Genomic DNA, 16,264 nt, shown 5'->3' on the forward strand with positions numbered 1-16,264 from the left:
GCGACCGTTGTTTCCTCCGGCGACCATGTTTCAATACACCTAGTGTTACGGTTAAAGCTTTAGCGTATGATACACGTGCTGCATTTACTACGTTTCAATACACCTAGTGTTACGGTTAAAGGGCAGTAAAATCAAGCTTTTCAAAATGGCTATAGTCAAATAATACTACAGCCGCAAGGGTTTCTCAATTTTTTCCCAACCGAAATTGATTTTAGAAAATTAACTCTCCCAATTCCCCTCCAAGCCATTCGGCTCTAAGGCTCATCCCCTGTTGTCCATCGTCAACGGTTGGGAAAAATTCGCTAGAACAGCATCGATTCCTGTCAGGTCTCAGGCAATCCATCGATAGATTACTCCTACTATTTAATAAAACGGAAGAGCTATGCTACCCGTTATGAACACAAAAAGGCCGTCAATTACATAGACAGCCTTTTTGTATTTATCGAACAAACATTGTGAACCTACCATCTTCGGGTATAGTAATGTTCATACAAATCATGGGTCAATTAGCATTGACAATAAATGACGTGTCATTTAATTTAATGCGAAAAGAGGAATGTCTCATGTCGAAAATTCATGTTTGGCACACAGGGGAAGTCTATATTGATCAGGCCTTGGCATTCGAAGAAAAAACGATTCATCCAATGCCCTATACAGGATGGTTAAGACCGAAGGCAAAAAAGCGCTGGGTTCCTGTATCCGTTTACTTGATCGAGCATCCGAAAGGTTTGATTTTAGTGGATACGGGATGGCATGAAGAGATGAGAACGAATCAAAGAAAGCATCTCGGGTTGCTTCCTTCAACCGTGTTTAAAGGGAGGTTGCCGGAAGGACAAGCTGTTCATGAGCAGCTTTCCAATTACGGCATAAAGCCGAACGAAATCGATTATGTTCTGATGACCCATTTACACTCGGATCATGTCAGCGGGATTAAACATGTCTCCCAAGCTAAAAAAATATTGGTCAGTCAATTGGAATGGAAAGCAGCCCAGCAGGAGTTCGGTTATATAAAATCAATGTGGAACGGTGTGAATTTGACTCCATTTCATCTAACGGAAATCCCCTACGGACCCTATAAGCTGGGACTTGATCTTTTTCAGGACGGTTCCGTTTATCTTGTTCATACGCCAGGACATAGCGCAGGCCAATTTTCCGTGTTGGTTCAAACCGGAAATGGGTGGGTGTTATTGGCCAGCGATGTAGGTTATGCTGCAGCATCGTTTACTCAAAACATTTTGCCTGGATCGAAGACGAATAAAATCGATGCACAACGTTCGTTGAATTGGGTAAGTGAGTTTTCCCAGAGAGAGGATTGTCTGATAGCAATGGCGAATCATGATCCAGAGATACAGCCGCAAATTATAGGCTGATTGTGATCAGGAGGAATCTATTTGAATACATCCGTCAAAGAAGTTGAAAAATTTCGATACCTTATTCTGGCCGTTCAACGGCAAGGGAACCGAATGTTTCATGCACTTCTGAACAAAACAGGATTTACCCCTTCCTATGCAGAGGTGATCAGTGTGTTAGAACTTAGGCAACCGTTAACTTTAAAGGATTTAGGAAATCTGCTGATTTGCGAAACAGGCAGTCCATCAAGATTGGTTGAACGCATGGTAAAGGATGGATGGATTGAGAAAATGATTCATCCTGAGGATTCAAGATTTGTTCTGCTGCAGCTGACGATTAAAGGGCAGGAAGCAGCGGAAAAAGTAAAGATTATTGAAGGAGAGGTTTATGGTTGGATTGAAAAGCAGTTGTCTGAAAAAGAGATGCAAGTTATTAATGATAAATTAGGAAAATTCCTTAAAGATTTCCCTATACACGAAACTTTGATTCATCGCGGTTATCTATAAAGCTTGCCTTTCAGAAAGCGCGGTAAATTGTGTCACAAGGGATGAATCCGCCGATTTTGCATACGCTAAGACACTTTGAAATAAATCATCTTCAAGCTATAATAAATGTAGAAAGTTGCATTAACTGGGCGGATGCGAAGGTCAATGATCATTCTGAAGAAGCAATTCACCTGCTTTGCGAGGGCCGGGTGGATTGCTTCTTTCATTTTCAAAAGGGCAAATCTCTATCCTCTTCTTGATACTCTCTTTCGTTATAGGGGTGCTATCAATATTATTACGAACGTTCATGACATCGGAGGCAAAAAAACACTTACACAGTTCACAAAAAGAGATCGTTTCTTTCGAGAAAAAGGATTGGATGTTGTTTGGTTTGTTGAAGAGCGGAAGTTAGCCGATGATATTTAGAATCAGACAAATCACTTGCAAAAGGTCTTAAAAATAAAGAGATAGAACGCTAAACTAAATAACCATAAAAAGAGTGATGATGCATTTGACAACTTCAACTCCAATTTTATTAGTTAACTTCCACGAAAAGACAAGACCGGAATTACGTGTGTTACGGTTAAAGAAAACGAGCAATTGCGTTTATGGATAGCATTCCAGAGTTTCAATACACCTAGTGTTACGGTTAAAGGAGCAGACCTTTCAGGGGAGTAACAGTCATCGAAGAAGTTTCAATACACCTAGTGTTACGGTTAAAGCGAATGCGGGTACTCTCGCAGCCGAAACGACCGTGAAGTTTCAATACACCTAGTGTTACGGTTAAAGGACGCTGAGCATTAGCTAAGTCGTGAATTTTAGCCGTTTCAATACACCTAGTGTTACGGTTAAAGTTAACAATACAAAAATAATGCTCTCGCCCCTTCGGTGTTTCAATACACCTAGTGTTACGGTTAAAGCTGGAGTAGCTTCGCTCGCTGCTTGAATGTACTCGAGTTTCAATACACCTAGTGTTACGGTTAAAGGCAGAGCTTCGCAGCATTACGGACTCTTTACCTGAGTTTCAATACACCTAGTGTTACGGTTAAAGAGTTGTTGTAACAAGAAATAAGTCCGGAATAGGCAAGTTTCAATACACCTAGTGTTACGGTTAAAGTGGATTCAACGGCGCTCATTACGCGTGATTCTGCTTGTTTCAATACACCTAGTGTTACGGCTAAAGCCGAATTTTCCTTTTTCTGTATCACCATCGCCCCTTGGTTTCAATACACCTAGTGTTACGGTTAAAGCCCACATTCTCGGCAAAAAAAGATGCTATCTTTATTGTTTCAATACACCTAGTGTTACGGTTAAAGTAAATGTATTTGCTAAAATGATATTTTGTAAATCCTGTTTCAATACACCTAGTGTTACGGTTAAAGAACAACAACTTTTCCAGTAATAACAAGGTTTTCTAAGTTTCAATACACCTAGTGTTACGGTTAAAGGCAGACGCAGTAAAATTGATTGATTTCTTTATGAAGTTTCAATACACCTAGTGTTACGGTTAAAGGAGGACCCATAGAAGGGAATCCAGAGGCTCCGACATAGTTTCAATACACCTAGTGTTACGGTTAAAGCTCCATTGCTTAGACAAAATATGCTGCTGATTCAGAAAGTTTCAATACACCTAGTGTTACGGTTAAAGGGCAGTAAAATCAAGCTTTTCAAAATCGCTATAGTCAAATAATACTACAGCCACAAGGGTTTCTCAATTTTTTCCCAACCGAAATTGATTTCAGGGAATTTACTCTCGCAATCCCCCTCCAAGCCATGTGGCTCTAAGGCTCAACCCCTGTTGTCTATCATCAACGGTTGGGAAAAATTCGTTAGAGCAGCATCGATTCTTGATTATGCAACCGAACTCCAATCACTTCTTCATCGAAAACATAGTCCCCAGTCATTTTGAATAAAGCTACGAAATCTACGCTATCATCAATTACTTTTTTCAAAGCAGCTCTAAGCGCGATTAGGTTTGAAGGCGTAATTTCCCCACGGAAGACTGACTTCTGGAACGGAACCAGATACTGCTTGCATATTTTATACACTTTGCCCACACGTTTTTCGCCAATATCATAGACCAAGATGACATAGTTATAATTTTTACCTTTAGACATGAATGATCAGCTCATTTCCGGTCTTTTTCCAAAAAGGGCATGAATGACGTTCCTTCCACAATATGTTTCTTAAGCTTGTAAGCATCGTATTTAATCGCTGTTAGATAACTAATCTTGCGTTTCATTTTGCCATGATCAAAAACCTTTTGCAGCCTTTCCTCAAGAGCCGTTATAAAAACATCTCGCCCTGACTCGTTAAGCAGACAGTAATTAAGTTTCTTATCGAAATGCTTGCTAATTTGAAGCTTCCTGTTGTTAATGACTTCAAAGATCGTGCGAAACACAATGAGTGGTTTAAAGGGCTCAAATCGACTCCTCATCCCCCATATAAGCACTTCTGTCAAACTTCATCGCACCTGTCAGCTCATCCCATATCATATATTTCTGCCCATCGCGCACATAGTATAGGGAGCCTACGATATGATCGTATATCTTAGGTTGCCCTTGATTAGCCTCACGCTGAACACCGTAGACATAGGTGAAATGATCCAATTTGGCACGCACTTGTGATAATTTAATCATTCGTTCCTCATAGTTTGTTTCCTTATCCTTCATCCAATATTTGAACTCGGCCCATACCTCCGAGCCACAAAGATTTACAATATCTCCTTGTTCGTCCGTATAGGTAATATCGTGCTCAATAAATAAGGTATACGTCTTATTGGTAATAAGCTGCATCTGTTTCTCCACGCTTGGAAAGTTCAATTGTTGAACATCCCTCAGAAAATTGGCCCAGTTATCGTCATTTCCCTTGGCACGGCTCTCATTCAATCTACGCATACACAATGCATAGAAACCCTTGAAATCCTTCTCTACTAACATACGCTGATACTCAGGTGATCGTAGATCACGCTCCGTACGCCAATCCTTCCTATAAACTTTGCTTGCTTCAATCATATTGAAAAAATAGCCATGGCAATCTTCCCGAAGGCAAGAGCGGTTAATCCGCCCGAGAAACTGCTCTTCGCTATCTAGCATGGAGATATCCTTAAAGCCAATATCCATATCGATATCGACACCCGCTTCAATAACCTGTGTAGCCACTACAATCGCATCAGGCAGTAAGAAGTTATTATCTTGATCCTTACCTAACTGTGCTAACACTTTTTTCCGCAACAAATTGTTGTCATCACCAGTTAGCTCATATAGTGGAATTCCTAATGCAAGGTTTTGAAGACGTTGATAAAAACTTCTAGCTGTTTTTTTCGTAATGAACTCGATTAACAAGCGGGTTGATCTTCCCGTGGATTTACGCTCCTCCAACACTTCTTGCACGGCTTCCAACAGCTGATCCTCATTAATTTCCTTATAATTAATTAGAAGATCTGTGTGGACTGTCACTCGATTGCGAAATAGCGGATTATGAAAATAATGCTCACGCTGAGGGACTAATACGCAAGTCGTCACTTCTTGCTCCTCGATGAGTAGGTCTAACTGAGGCAGCGTAGCCGACATGATAATAATACGCATATTCAGAATCTCGGCGAAGGCGCGCAGGAAATGAATGATTTCCTTCCATATTTCGTTGCGATAGCTCTGAATTTCATCCAGAATAATGACACTGTTGCATAAGTGTGTAAATGCTAGATTCGACTCCCTTCCCATCCCGAACAAGTAATTAAAAAAATTCACATGAGAGGTCAAGGTAACGGGATATTGCAGCATTTGCCTTTGCATAAGCTCATCCTTATAATCTGGTTTCCAATCAGGCTCTTCCTCGTCGTTATCATTCGTCCGAGCTTGGTCAGCCCATAGCTCTTGTTCGGTTACAATCGGTGTTACCGAATTCACAACGCTCATCCGATAACGCTTCTGCATCTCTGCCGGGAATATCTTATCTAGTTCCTGTTTGGTCTGCTCAATTAAGGCGTTAAATGGAAAAATGTAGAGCAGCTTATTCAGTCCAAGCTCGCCATCTAGCAATTGGAGCGCGAGATTCAGCGACATGAACGTCTTACCTGATCCTGTAGGTGCCTCCAAATAATAAATAAACTGCTTCTTCATCTGAAGTTGCAGTTGTTTCTCCGTCTCCAGAAATAGCTCAGAGCGAAGCTTATTGATCGGCGCCAGCTGTGAAGCGACCGGATTTTCACGATATGTTTGTACACTATGATAAAGCTTGGTCATCTTATAGGACTTCAGAATAGGCTCAAGAGGGTAGTCTTGTCCGAAATAGCGAAAAGGAAATTCTATCCCCGTATCATAGGCATGCGTGGCATAGAAATCACAAGCGACCATCGTGGAATAAAGCAGCTTAGATAAGACATAGAAAGGAAACGGCGAATGAATTTTTGCAAGCCGTTCACCCTGTCTAACACAAATCTGCGATACAATCGATTGATTCTTGTCTAAGAGCTGCTCGAGCAAGCTCGTCTTATCCTTGTAATAGTGTAAATAATCGGGATAGCGGACAAGCTGCTCTTGGAGATTTTGTAAATCCTTCTCAAACCGAGTCAATTCGCCAACCAGCTCTTCATTATGGCCCAAATACGTATGGTGCCTGGATATAATGTAAGCGAATACATACAGTATATGCTTCATGAACTTACAGACAGAACGATTTCGATTGAAATCACTGGCGTATACCGTTTGCTCGACCTCTGGCAAAAGGATATGCAAATACAACAATGCGGATAGCAGCGCATGCTTCGTATCGCCTGTGACGTCAAGCTTGGCGATCTCCTTGTTGCGTATTTTTTTCTTTTGAAACACAGGGTTAATCTTGCCCAGATCATGCAGGTATATCGCTTGCGTGAACCACACACGAATTTGCTGCTGTGCAGCAGGCTCCAACCCTATATCATGAACCTTCAATTGCTGAACAGCCCGTTCCATCGAGGCGGTTAAGCCATTCACGACGCTAAGCTTCTCAGCGAAGCTTAGCACCAAGTCCGAATGAGCGATAAGCGTTTCTGGCAGCTTATCCTCCCCTTCTCTTGGGGTATGCGCCAGCAGGATCTTATCTGCTCCTGGTATCAAATAAGTGCCAATCGCCTGCATATATGACCTCCAGCCAATCTTGTCTACTTATCCTTATTAACTTCCATTTAAATAAAGTAAATGACTCGCTCCTCATCGGAATCGGAATACAAATGGCGAAGATCGCTCTCCTGATAAGAGTCAATATCAATTTCTTGATTCGTTAGTACCAACTGCTCAAGCAAATAACCATTATTGGCTTCGTTCAAGCCAAGCGGCATGAATTCCTTAAAAAAGCTCAACCGCTGACCTGCCTTTGGCTTACCTTCCGCATCGTACGCAATGTGACCTGTACGATGAAGGGAATCGATATAGCTTGGCTTATCTGCTGGCGCCAGTTCTACAAGAGCAGGATGTTTCAACGCAGCGGGATGATCATTCTTGCCCAGATAGGGCATATAGACACTTTGTGAATGCAGCAAATAATCCGTAAGCTTAGCGAACACCTCTGGCGCCAAACTGCCGTCATCCGCGACATAGATCGTCCATTCCGGCTTTTCCAACCACTGCTCTCGTATGTTAAGAATATTGCCTTCCTCTTGACTGGCATAACCCACGGTATTATTGAATATCTGAATTTTCTTAGCAAAATAACCACGTTCCCCGTGCGGTACAATACTGATTCTCGCCTGCCGCAGCACCTCATAGAACTCGGGATAAACCTGTAATTTCTCAGCTTGCTTGCGTTTTCCCCCTAACGGGTAATTCGCCTCATACTGCTGCGTGTATCCGCCATAGCCAAGAATAGCGCCAAGCAAGCCAAGAAGAGCGATTTTATGAATATGACTATAGGTAAAGTACGCGTAAACATTCACGTCCGGCTTTTTGAAAAATGCCGTTTCACCCTTCAGTTGAAATCGGAGTGCACGCATGACATCCCCCTTAATATTAGCATTCCCCATGGGTTATACGCCTGCCTATAGCGCAGTCCTGCTAATGATGTTATAGCTAACCAGTCCTGGCACTTGAAGACGAACCTCTGCCGCATACGAATTCACATACAGCTCAATCTTCTCAATTTGATCCTGCACACTTTCGATAATAGGAGTGATCGCGGTCAAATCATAAATCGTCTTGGATAGTCCGCCAGCCTTAGCCTGTTCCTTGTACACACGTACATAAGGGTCCAAATTGGGTAGATACGTCTGCGCATGCTCCTTGAACTCAATGAATAAGCTAAATGCATTCTCGCAGCCGGCCTTGCTATTCGTGTTCAGCGCAGTAGCTCCAATCAGAGCCCCTTCTTTGAAAGCTTCATAAGCTTCTACTGTATAACCTTCAAACCCGTCCATACCCGTCAGACCAATATATCCGTCGTAGTGCTTGGGATTTACGGTAAATGGATATATATAATGCGCCTCGTTAACAGTCGTCTTTTTGCCGATTGAGGTTGCGTCCTTGTCCTCACTCTTCTCATTCGAATTACGAAATGGCGACAGGATATCTTGTACTTGGATATTCGTATTTGGATATTTATTGAAGCCCTGCCCTACCTGCACAACGCCAGTCAACCCGAGATTCTGCCCTTCAATGGCAAAAGTAGCTCCAAAATTAATGACATCGATACAATCGAACAGACGCTTGAGCACAGTAGCCGAATCCTTCGATACTTCCTCGTTGAACAAATACTCATACCGCTCCTTCAATTCGCGGGGCTGCATCTTCTCGCCTTCTTTTCCTTCCTTCCCCTTCTTCTTGCCTTCTTTCTCCTGATCCACATCCTTGCCTTTGCCAATCTTATACGAGCGAATATACAGAACCTTCTTCTCCTGCTCCGCCCAAAGCCGCTTGATGCTATACTTCAGCGCTTTATCACTGCCAAATATATCTCCGTCGCTCGTTGTCTTTGGTAATCCTGTGAAATCTGCATTCCAGTTCGCCATTCTACTCACGACTCCGATTAAACCGATCACGCGTTGATTATACTTAGCCATCTGTACGCTCTCCTTTATCCTTATCTGATTTTTCATAAAATAGATTTTCTGCAAAAAGTCCTGCCAATAGAAGTTCATACATATCCCCTATTTGTTCCTGTTCCAACTCATAGCTCATAACTATTGACATAGCTGTATTAAATTTACGAAATTCAAATCTAATTTTATGCTTGTATAACATGTAGCTATCCGAAACTTGTCTCTTAAGCTGGCTGCTATTTCTCGAACGCAAGAACGGCTCATAAATGCTTCCCGTCTTATTTCCTGCTTCAGATAGGCTCAATAAATAACGTGCTAATTGTCCAGCAAGAACATAAAATTCTTCATCACTTTGACATTCGGCTACCTCCTCGGCGGCTAACTTCTCGCGCAAAGTTGATAATATATTTAAAACACGACCTGCCATGCTTACGCCTCCTTCATGAAACATTTTGTCAATTGATAATCGTAAATTCATCGTATCTGCTAGCACATACATCCGAGAAAGTTCCGTAAATTTGAGCTGTTCCTCGATCAAACGAAGGGTTACCTTGGCAAATTGGCCACGCAGTGAGATTGAAGTTCCCTTGGTGAACCAGTCGTGAAAGCCCTGTCTGCTCTGTAAGAACAGCGCAAGCATCACTCCCGTGAATTCCTTCGTCTTTACATCAGGTGTCTGGAATAGAAACTCTTGATGCATACGTCCTCTGAAGAATCTGCTGCTGATCTCTTTTTGTAGAACTTCAACATGTCGAATTGGATCATAATAGATGAGTTCGCGCTCGTCATCTTTGGACTGATCCTTGCCCTCCCTCCGAAGCTGTAGAAAGTTCATCCAATCTACCTCTACGGACACGCTCGTCGGGAATGGTACATTTTCGAAGCTATGCAGTTCATTATAAGTTCCGTCCATATAAATATGGAGAGCGCCTTCCAGATTCGAACGATTCGTTCCGGGAACAAAGCCTGTCTCATAGCCAAGCTTGTTCATACGGTACTTAGGCTTGCTTGATGCCAACCATTCTGTAGCCTCTTTCGCCAGCAACGCTTGCTGGAGAGGAACACGATCCGGAGCTTGTATGCACATCGTTGTATGTTCCATAAACGGCTTCTTGCTGTTCATCGTCATATCATTACTTGGCAGCCCAACAAGCTGTTCATCCACAAGTTGGTTATAATCATTGCTGTTATAAATCTTTGGAATCACGTACAAGTCATACTCGTAACCATACAGACGTTCACAAGCTTGTGGGGTAGACGCAGCTGGGTCATCTAGACTAAAGAACAGCTTGATGTAATTTTTGAAAGCAAGCCCCTTGACCCAGTTGACTAAAGGACCCACATAGTCTGCATACCAGGCTGCAACACGTTCAATCCCTTGCAACCGTTCAGGACTATCCAGGTAATCCAGAGCTGGCGCATAAGCAGATTGCCCGAAAAAAAGGAGCGCATCGGTATGTTTTTTCTTACCGGGAAGAAGTCTTTCCCAATTATCTTTGATCTGATTGGCCTGAGTAGCCATCAGGAATCTATCGATATTAGCTGACAAGCTATATTTATTTCCTATCTTCTCTTCAAGAAATACATCCCTCTTCATAAATAGGGCAAACGGATGACAGCTATGTACCTGTTTCTTTCCATCAACTGATTTATTTGAATCCAAGGTGGAGCTCCAATAATCCCGCTGTTTGAACCATTGCAACAGATCGACACGTGTAGGCTCATCTTCTTTGGCACGAATGATCAAATGATTCCGCTTAATTTCAGAGAACTGCTCGTCCCAGCTCTGGTAAGGATTCAAACGGACATATAAACCTTCCTTTAATTTATAAGTATCCTGAACGATAGTAGGAAATTGCTGCTTCGCCTTCTCGAAGGAAGCTACCAGATCTTTAATCACACCGCTTACCCTCCTTTCGCTTTCTTACACTAGATACTTAGCTAGACAGAATCCCGCTCCGATAGACGAGCCCTTCTCGCCCAAGCCGCTGGCAAAAACCGTTTGAGCCAATCTTTGTGATTGCGGATCATCGTTAATAAATAGCTTCAGCTTATTGCCCAACAGCTTCCGCCCTTTGTAATGAAGACCTATCGGTTTCTTATTTTCCACTCTGATGCCTTGAATAAAATGATTTCCTTCCTCAACCTGCGTCTCAGGTTCAAGACTTAGAAGCTTCTTCACGGCATTATTATGGAGCTGTTGGAGCAGCTGCTCTACACTGTTCTCATGCAGCCAAGGCTTACGATTCACCGTAACAATCACCGGAGTAATCGCCAGCATTTCCGTAATATGCGTCATACGTTTAGGGCGTTGAATCTCACTAGTCACGAGTTGAAAGTGCTCGTCTTCCCTACACTGCTGCATGCATAACTTGAGTCTTTGCAAGGTATCTCGGAGCGGACTGCGAATAGTCAGTACATATGCTCGCCCCTGCTGATAAATACCGTCTTTCTCAATCGGAATCAAGCTGCTAAATACAATATGCTTGAAAGCCCTCTCATAATGGGATGCTTTAAATTCCTCGTCTGACAATTGCGCACGATGCAGCCAATTCCCGATGTGCTCCTGTATCGCCAAGTGATGCGTAGATTGTTTCAGAAGAATCGTTAGTTTTAGTTCATCAACCATGCTTTCACCTCTTTGTTAAATTCTTAGACCAGGTTTTAAAAAATAACGATTGTTAAATTCCAATATTTTACTTATAATTGTATTATTAACCGTGCCATTTCGCAGACTTCAAGTCCGACGATAATGGATTGAAACAGTTAAATTGAATGTGTTTCTAACTCCATTTAACCGTAACGCAAAGTGTACCGTAGATATAATTTCAAGTTCATATTAATAGAAAATTTTTACTTAAAAGTCATATTAGAACATTATTATATGTTTCATTTTTTTGTATACACTTCAAGTTAAATTGAATGTGAATTATTTATGGACAATAAGAATACTTATTATCTTTCTACATAAAGTATTTATTAAGCCTAAATCAGCACCTATGAGCAACCAGTTCACCAGAATCTTCATTATTAGGTAATTCCATGTATAAGTGAGGTGATTCTATGGGCATAAAAGATTTACTGAAATTGTTAATCCTCCTCGCCAATTTTATCTTGGAATTGCTTTAATTTTTAAAATACAATTTCTTAGTCGACAAGCATTAAAGCCACCATCTAGAGCTACTTACAGTTCCGCCCCAGAAGGCGGAAGATATCCCTGTGACATCGTTGGGCAAGAGAAAGACATAGTTAATTTTTGCAAAGGAAATTGTGAAAACAACATGTTGATCTAATGAAATAAAAAACGAGGTTGTCCCAAAAGTGCTCGCACGAATGGAAAAATCCCGTAATTTTATAAAAAAGAACCTCTGATTCCACTTCAACTAATAGCGTGGAGACGGAGGTTCTTTTTATACATGAAATCTAGCCCTACGTAGGAGCTCGAAAAATCATAAATTGATTATTGGGACAAACCTTTATACTCTTACGCACCTTTTATTTATCATAAAGCTCATTCAACCAATGAACACCTGTCGGTAATTCGCCATCTTTTCCAATTTCTATAAAATTCACATAAGATAAGTTGCTCTTCATCTTTACTAAATCTTTAACCTTTGCCGTACCCTCCAAATCTGTAATATTGAATTTTTCAAATCCCAATTGTTGCAGATTCTCTTGGAATCCTATTAATGACATCTCATTTACATTTGCATCAAACCAGCTCACAGTAAACTCTTCTTTATCATTCTCTTTTATTCCAGCAGCGTATATCTGCGAAATTGTAAGGTCATAGTCTTTTTCAATTACTCCTAAACCATTACCCGAAAAAGCTTCTTTATTAAAAGTAATCGCAAATTGCACAACATCTTCATTATTAGAAAATTTCAATTCTTTAGTAGCTTCATTTTTGTACTGATCAAGCTTTTCTTTGGAATTAATTAAGGAATAACTTTTCACTTTTTTATTTTTGATATCTGTCTGGTATTGATTGAAAGAACTATCAAATGAGTCAGGAAGAAAAAAATCTTGGTATTTTTTATTTATTTTTTCGGCATCTTTAAAGTAAATCGTAGAAATATCATCGTTAGTTTTGACGATTTCATTTAGAGTCCCACCAGGTTGAGAATACCCTTGTAAACTTTCTAATGTTACAGACGGGTTGCCATCTGAAGTATTCAGCCACGCCGTATAAAATACATAAGGTTTATTTGCTTTCATATTTGATGTTTGCAAAATTGATAACTTAACTTCTTCCCCTTGATTATAAGCAGCATATTTCCTTGTGAATTTGGCGCCCGGTAAATTTGTATACATTAACTTGGATCTTAACTCATCAGTTTTTCCCACTTTATACACGAGAGCAGGAAAAAATTGTTTGTACTTATCTTCACTTTGAAATTCTCCAATTTTATCAGCGGTCCATTTCATCGTCGTTTTCGTCGATAAAAGTTTTTTATCAACTTTAGAAGTTACTATTTCGCTACTGGATGGATGATCCCAATTCGCTGTTTCTAAATTTGTAAAGCTTGCTGAATTAGCAAATGCGCTGGTGTAAAGCAACCCATTAATTACAATAACTGCAGAAACTATTTTCCATTTTACCATATACTTCCCATCCCTTCCTTGAACATAATACCATAAAATCCCTAATAAGGGCAATCTTCATAGAAACATACTCAAAATCAAAGTTCATTGGTGGGGCTAAGTCTCTATACTAGTTTTTCTAGTGGTCACGTCAATGGCTCAGGACAGTTTAAAACACTTAGTGCTACGGTTAAAAACTCTCTTATACACACGTCCTCGAACCGCAATCCATGTTTCAATACAGCTACTGTTACGGTTAAGTACGTTCCATCGAATCGACTTCGACATACGAAATCGGTTTCAATACAGCTACTGTTACGGTTAAAGGCACCAAAACATTTTGAACCAGAAATGTCGGAAGAATGTTTCAATACAGCTACTGTTACGGTTAAAGACACTGCTGAATTTTTAAATATTGAATTTTACGAAACGATGGACACCATGCTACATGAAATGATTCATTTGTATTGTAAAGTGAAAGGGATTCAAGATACATCGCGCAATGGCTCCTATCATAACAAGAGATTTAAAGAAGAGTGCTTAAAACGAGGATTCTATTATCCAGACCCTGATCCGGATTCGAAAATTGGATGGGCATATCCTAAAATAACTGAAGAAACAAAGCGAATTATGGATGCATTCTCCATAAACCGAAGTGTATTTCAAATAGCAAGGAAAACATTCCAATCTACACCGGATAGAAATGAGTCAGAGGAGAACGAAGGAACAGGTCCCCGCGGTTCTTCCAGAAGGAAAAAAACACATATTATTAAATGGGTTTGCCCTGGATGTCTGGCCCCTGTTCGGTCCTCAAAGACCGTTAATATTATTTGTGGTGATTGCAAGGAAGTATTTGTTGAAGCGTCTGTTTAATGCTCTTAGTGAAAAATATTTTAAGGACTAAGCAGAAAATTACTGGGGCCGCTGCCCCGAAGATAAAAACGGGGGGGGGCCCGCCCAGAACCTAAGTTTGGTGGCCGAAAGGCAGTTTGGTCGAAAGGCTTCCCGAATATACGCGCCGTACAAGGTAGGTACATATAACTTGTTTTGTTTCATCTTGTCCACTTGGCTCGGAGGTTGCCCCTACCGGGCTATTCGTTATGTTCAATCGATTAGATACTTAATCTTTGTTTACTTGATTAATCCACTCTTCTTTCCAATTGATTCGTTCCTTTCAACCACACACACTAGTAAATCACGGTGATCAAAATATACGTCGTATTATGCGGAATTTTGTCTTCGTGCCCACGAAAGTGGTCCCGGTTTATTCTAAAACCCTATTAATAATGGGAAAATATAACTATTTTTACATAAGAATGTAACATATGATTAATTTTAGGTGTCTATTATATTGCATGAGAAAATGTGATAGATGGTAGGTGTTGCTTAGAGATTCTAGTTCTATTGTTGGTTGAACGTATTCTCTTTTGATTGTTAGAACTAGTTAGAAATAAACTAATTATACTTATTGTGGGTCCAGCCGAAGTAACCCGTACAGGAGGCTTAATTAATGAAAAAAACTATTTTAGTAGCAATGTCTTTAGCTTTGACTTTATCATTGTCTTCTTCTGCTCTTGCGAGTAATAGTTCACAAAAATCAGAAATCGTATTCTTTGACAATGAAGCAGATAGAGCAGTGAAAAAATTAAAAGAAAAAACAACTGATGAAGAAGCAACTACTTTATTAAAAAAATTCAATCCTCAAACTTCCTACTCTGACAATACTAAACAAATAGCTATTAACTATGATGAAATCAATTCAAATCCGTCCTTTGTTAAGCGTGCTACTCAACATTTCAATAAAGGTGGTACTATTTACTTTTACGGTTCTAATTTAAAGCTCTCAGATATTGAATCTGTATTAGGTGTAGTAATTGAAAAGAAACCTAATCCTAAAGCGAATGATAAAGGAGAAACAATTACTACCGCTGAGGAAGAGACATATCAAATTATTGGGATCAGTCCAAAAAACTTAAAAAAACCTTATTTACGACAAATCAAAAATGTTATAGATGGGAAAACGGAACCAGTTTCAAATCTAAAAAAACACAAAGATATCTTTGTTCAAGAAGTTATGAGTATTGTAAACGAGGATCCTTTTAAATCAAATGAAATTAGTGTATTAGACTATCAATCAGATCCTATCGTTGCTTCTAAATATAGTATTACCAAGACCATCTATCAGGGCTCAGACAAAGTTTTTTATCAAAATGTGTTTTGGATTTTGCACCAAAACACAACAAGTGATACTGATCATAATTACGATTATTTCTATATTGAACATTCTGTCGAAACTAATTTTTACAATGGAGCAAGGGTATTAAGTACAAGTTCAGGAGGTTCAGGTAATACCTTTGATTTAGTTCATACCCTACCATATTCATCAGACATACAAAGAGAATATTCACCCAAGTCAACATCGAGCAGTTCCGTATATACTGTTGCTTTACCTTGGGTAGTACAATGGCAATTCTCTCTAAATGCTTCAGCTGCTCTTACCTCAACTGGCTCTCAATCAACTGGTATTGCGAAGTATTCGTGGACACCAACATGGGCACAGTCATGGTTACAATTCCCTGAGACTTATAAACCGGGCACTGCCTGGGCATCTAAAGGTAATTCATTAGCATCAATTGATCTACAAGAATACATTGTATATACGTACAATTCAAAAACCTATAGTGATGTTTCGAATCAACAAGTAAGACATTATTATTGATAGCTAACCTATTTAGTAATCATTAATAAAAATAGGGGAAATAATAATTGCGCATTATGCAAATAAGAATACCCGGTGCGCTTCGGCGGCACTGGGTATTCTTATTTGCATTTAATT

12 protein-coding genes and 2 CRISPR repeat arrays (1 of these 14 cut by a window edge) are annotated in these 16,264 nt (G+C 40.2%); of the genes, 4 read left to right on the forward strand and 8 right to left on the reverse strand.

Translation table 11 applies throughout. The features are described from left to right. Positions 1-121: direct repeats of the CRISPR family, unit length 30 nt; unit sequence GTTTCAATACACCTAGTGTTACGGTTAAAG (it extends 564 nt beyond the left edge of the window). Between the two features lie 442 nt (positions 122-563). Both GK047_RS17800 and GK047_RS17805 read left to right on the forward strand, forming a co-directional pair. Beyond that, a complete protein-coding gene (locus tag GK047_RS17800; RefSeq protein WP_163949554.1) occupies positions 564-1,370 on the forward strand; it encodes an N-acyl homoserine lactonase family protein in 807 nt (268 codons plus the stop codon). Positions 1,371-1,391: 21 nt separating this feature from the next. After that, the gene (locus GK047_RS17805) at positions 1,392-1,856 is read left to right on the forward strand and encodes a MarR family winged helix-turn-helix transcriptional regulator (protein WP_163949557.1); all 465 of its coding nucleotides are present in this window, start codon (positions 1,392-1,394) and stop codon (positions 1,854-1,856) included. Between the two features lie 604 nt (positions 1,857-2,460). Further along, positions 2,461-3,483: a CRISPR direct-repeat array (repeat unit 30 nt; unit sequence GTTTCAATACACCTAGTGTTACGGTTAAAG). Positions 3,484-3,664: 181 nt separating this feature from the next. Here GK047_RS17805 and cas2 read toward each other — a convergent pair. The 8 genes from cas2 to GK047_RS17845 all read right to left on the reverse strand — a co-directional run bounded on the left by cas2 (position 3,665) and on the right by GK047_RS17845 (position 13,449). Continuing rightward, the gene (gene cas2, locus GK047_RS17810) at positions 3,665-3,952 is read right to left on the reverse strand and encodes a CRISPR-associated endonuclease Cas2 (RefSeq protein ID WP_163949560.1); all 288 of its coding nucleotides are present in this window, start codon (positions 3,950-3,952) and stop codon (positions 3,665-3,667) included. An 11-nt stretch (positions 3,953-3,963) separates the two neighbouring features. Continuing rightward, positions 3,964-4,272 (reverse strand): CRISPR-associated endonuclease Cas1, encoded by a 309-nt coding sequence (locus GK047_RS17815; protein ID WP_163949563.1) that lies wholly within the window; start codon positions 4,270-4,272, stop codon positions 3,964-3,966. Further along, positions 4,256-6,952 carry a CRISPR-associated helicase Cas3' gene (gene cas3, locus GK047_RS17820; RefSeq protein WP_163949566.1) on the reverse strand — a complete coding sequence of 899 codons (2,697 nt, stop codon included), beginning with the start codon at positions 6,950-6,952 and terminating at the stop codon, positions 4,256-4,258. Before cas3 ends, GK047_RS17815 begins: the two co-directional genes overlap by 17 nt. 47 nt (positions 6,953-6,999) lie before the next feature. Further along, entirely contained in the window at positions 7,000-7,803 is an 804-nt protein-coding gene (gene cas5b / locus GK047_RS17825) for a type I-B CRISPR-associated protein Cas5b (protein ID WP_163949568.1), read from the reverse strand. Between the two features lie 45 nt (positions 7,804-7,848). Continuing rightward, entirely contained in the window at positions 7,849-8,865 is a 1,017-nt protein-coding gene (locus GK047_RS17830) for a type I CRISPR-associated protein Cas7 (RefSeq protein ID WP_163949571.1), read from the reverse strand. Beyond that, entirely contained in the window at positions 8,858-10,744 is a 1,887-nt protein-coding gene (locus GK047_RS17835) for a hypothetical protein (RefSeq protein ID WP_163949574.1), read from the reverse strand. The genes GK047_RS17830 and GK047_RS17835 overlap by 8 nt, the downstream gene beginning before the upstream one ends. A gap of 24 nt (positions 10,745-10,768) precedes the next feature. Then, complete coding sequence (locus GK047_RS17840; RefSeq protein ID WP_163949576.1) at positions 10,769-11,473, reverse strand: CRISPR-associated protein Cas6; 705 nt, start codon at positions 11,471-11,473, stop codon at positions 10,769-10,771. A gap of 866 nt (positions 11,474-12,339) precedes the next feature. After that, positions 12,340-13,449 carry a hypothetical protein gene (locus GK047_RS17845; protein ID WP_163949579.1) on the reverse strand — a complete coding sequence of 370 codons (1,110 nt, stop codon included), beginning with the start codon at positions 13,447-13,449 and terminating at the stop codon, positions 12,340-12,342. 330 nt (positions 13,450-13,779) lie between these two features. Between GK047_RS17845 and GK047_RS17850 the strand changes: the two genes are divergently transcribed. Next, positions 13,780-14,301, forward strand: a complete 522-nt coding sequence (locus GK047_RS17850; protein ID WP_163949581.1) for a hypothetical protein — start codon at positions 13,780-13,782, stop codon at positions 14,299-14,301. 637 nt (positions 14,302-14,938) lie between these two features. Then, a complete protein-coding gene (locus tag GK047_RS17855) occupies positions 14,939-16,147 on the forward strand; it encodes a hypothetical protein (RefSeq protein WP_163949584.1) in 1,209 nt (402 codons plus the stop codon). Positions 16,148-16,264: the final 117 nt, after the last annotated feature.

Source organism: Paenibacillus sp. SYP-B3998 (assembly GCF_010820665.1).
Classification (GTDB): domain Bacteria; phylum Bacillota; class Bacilli; order Paenibacillales; family NBRC-103111; genus Paenibacillus_E.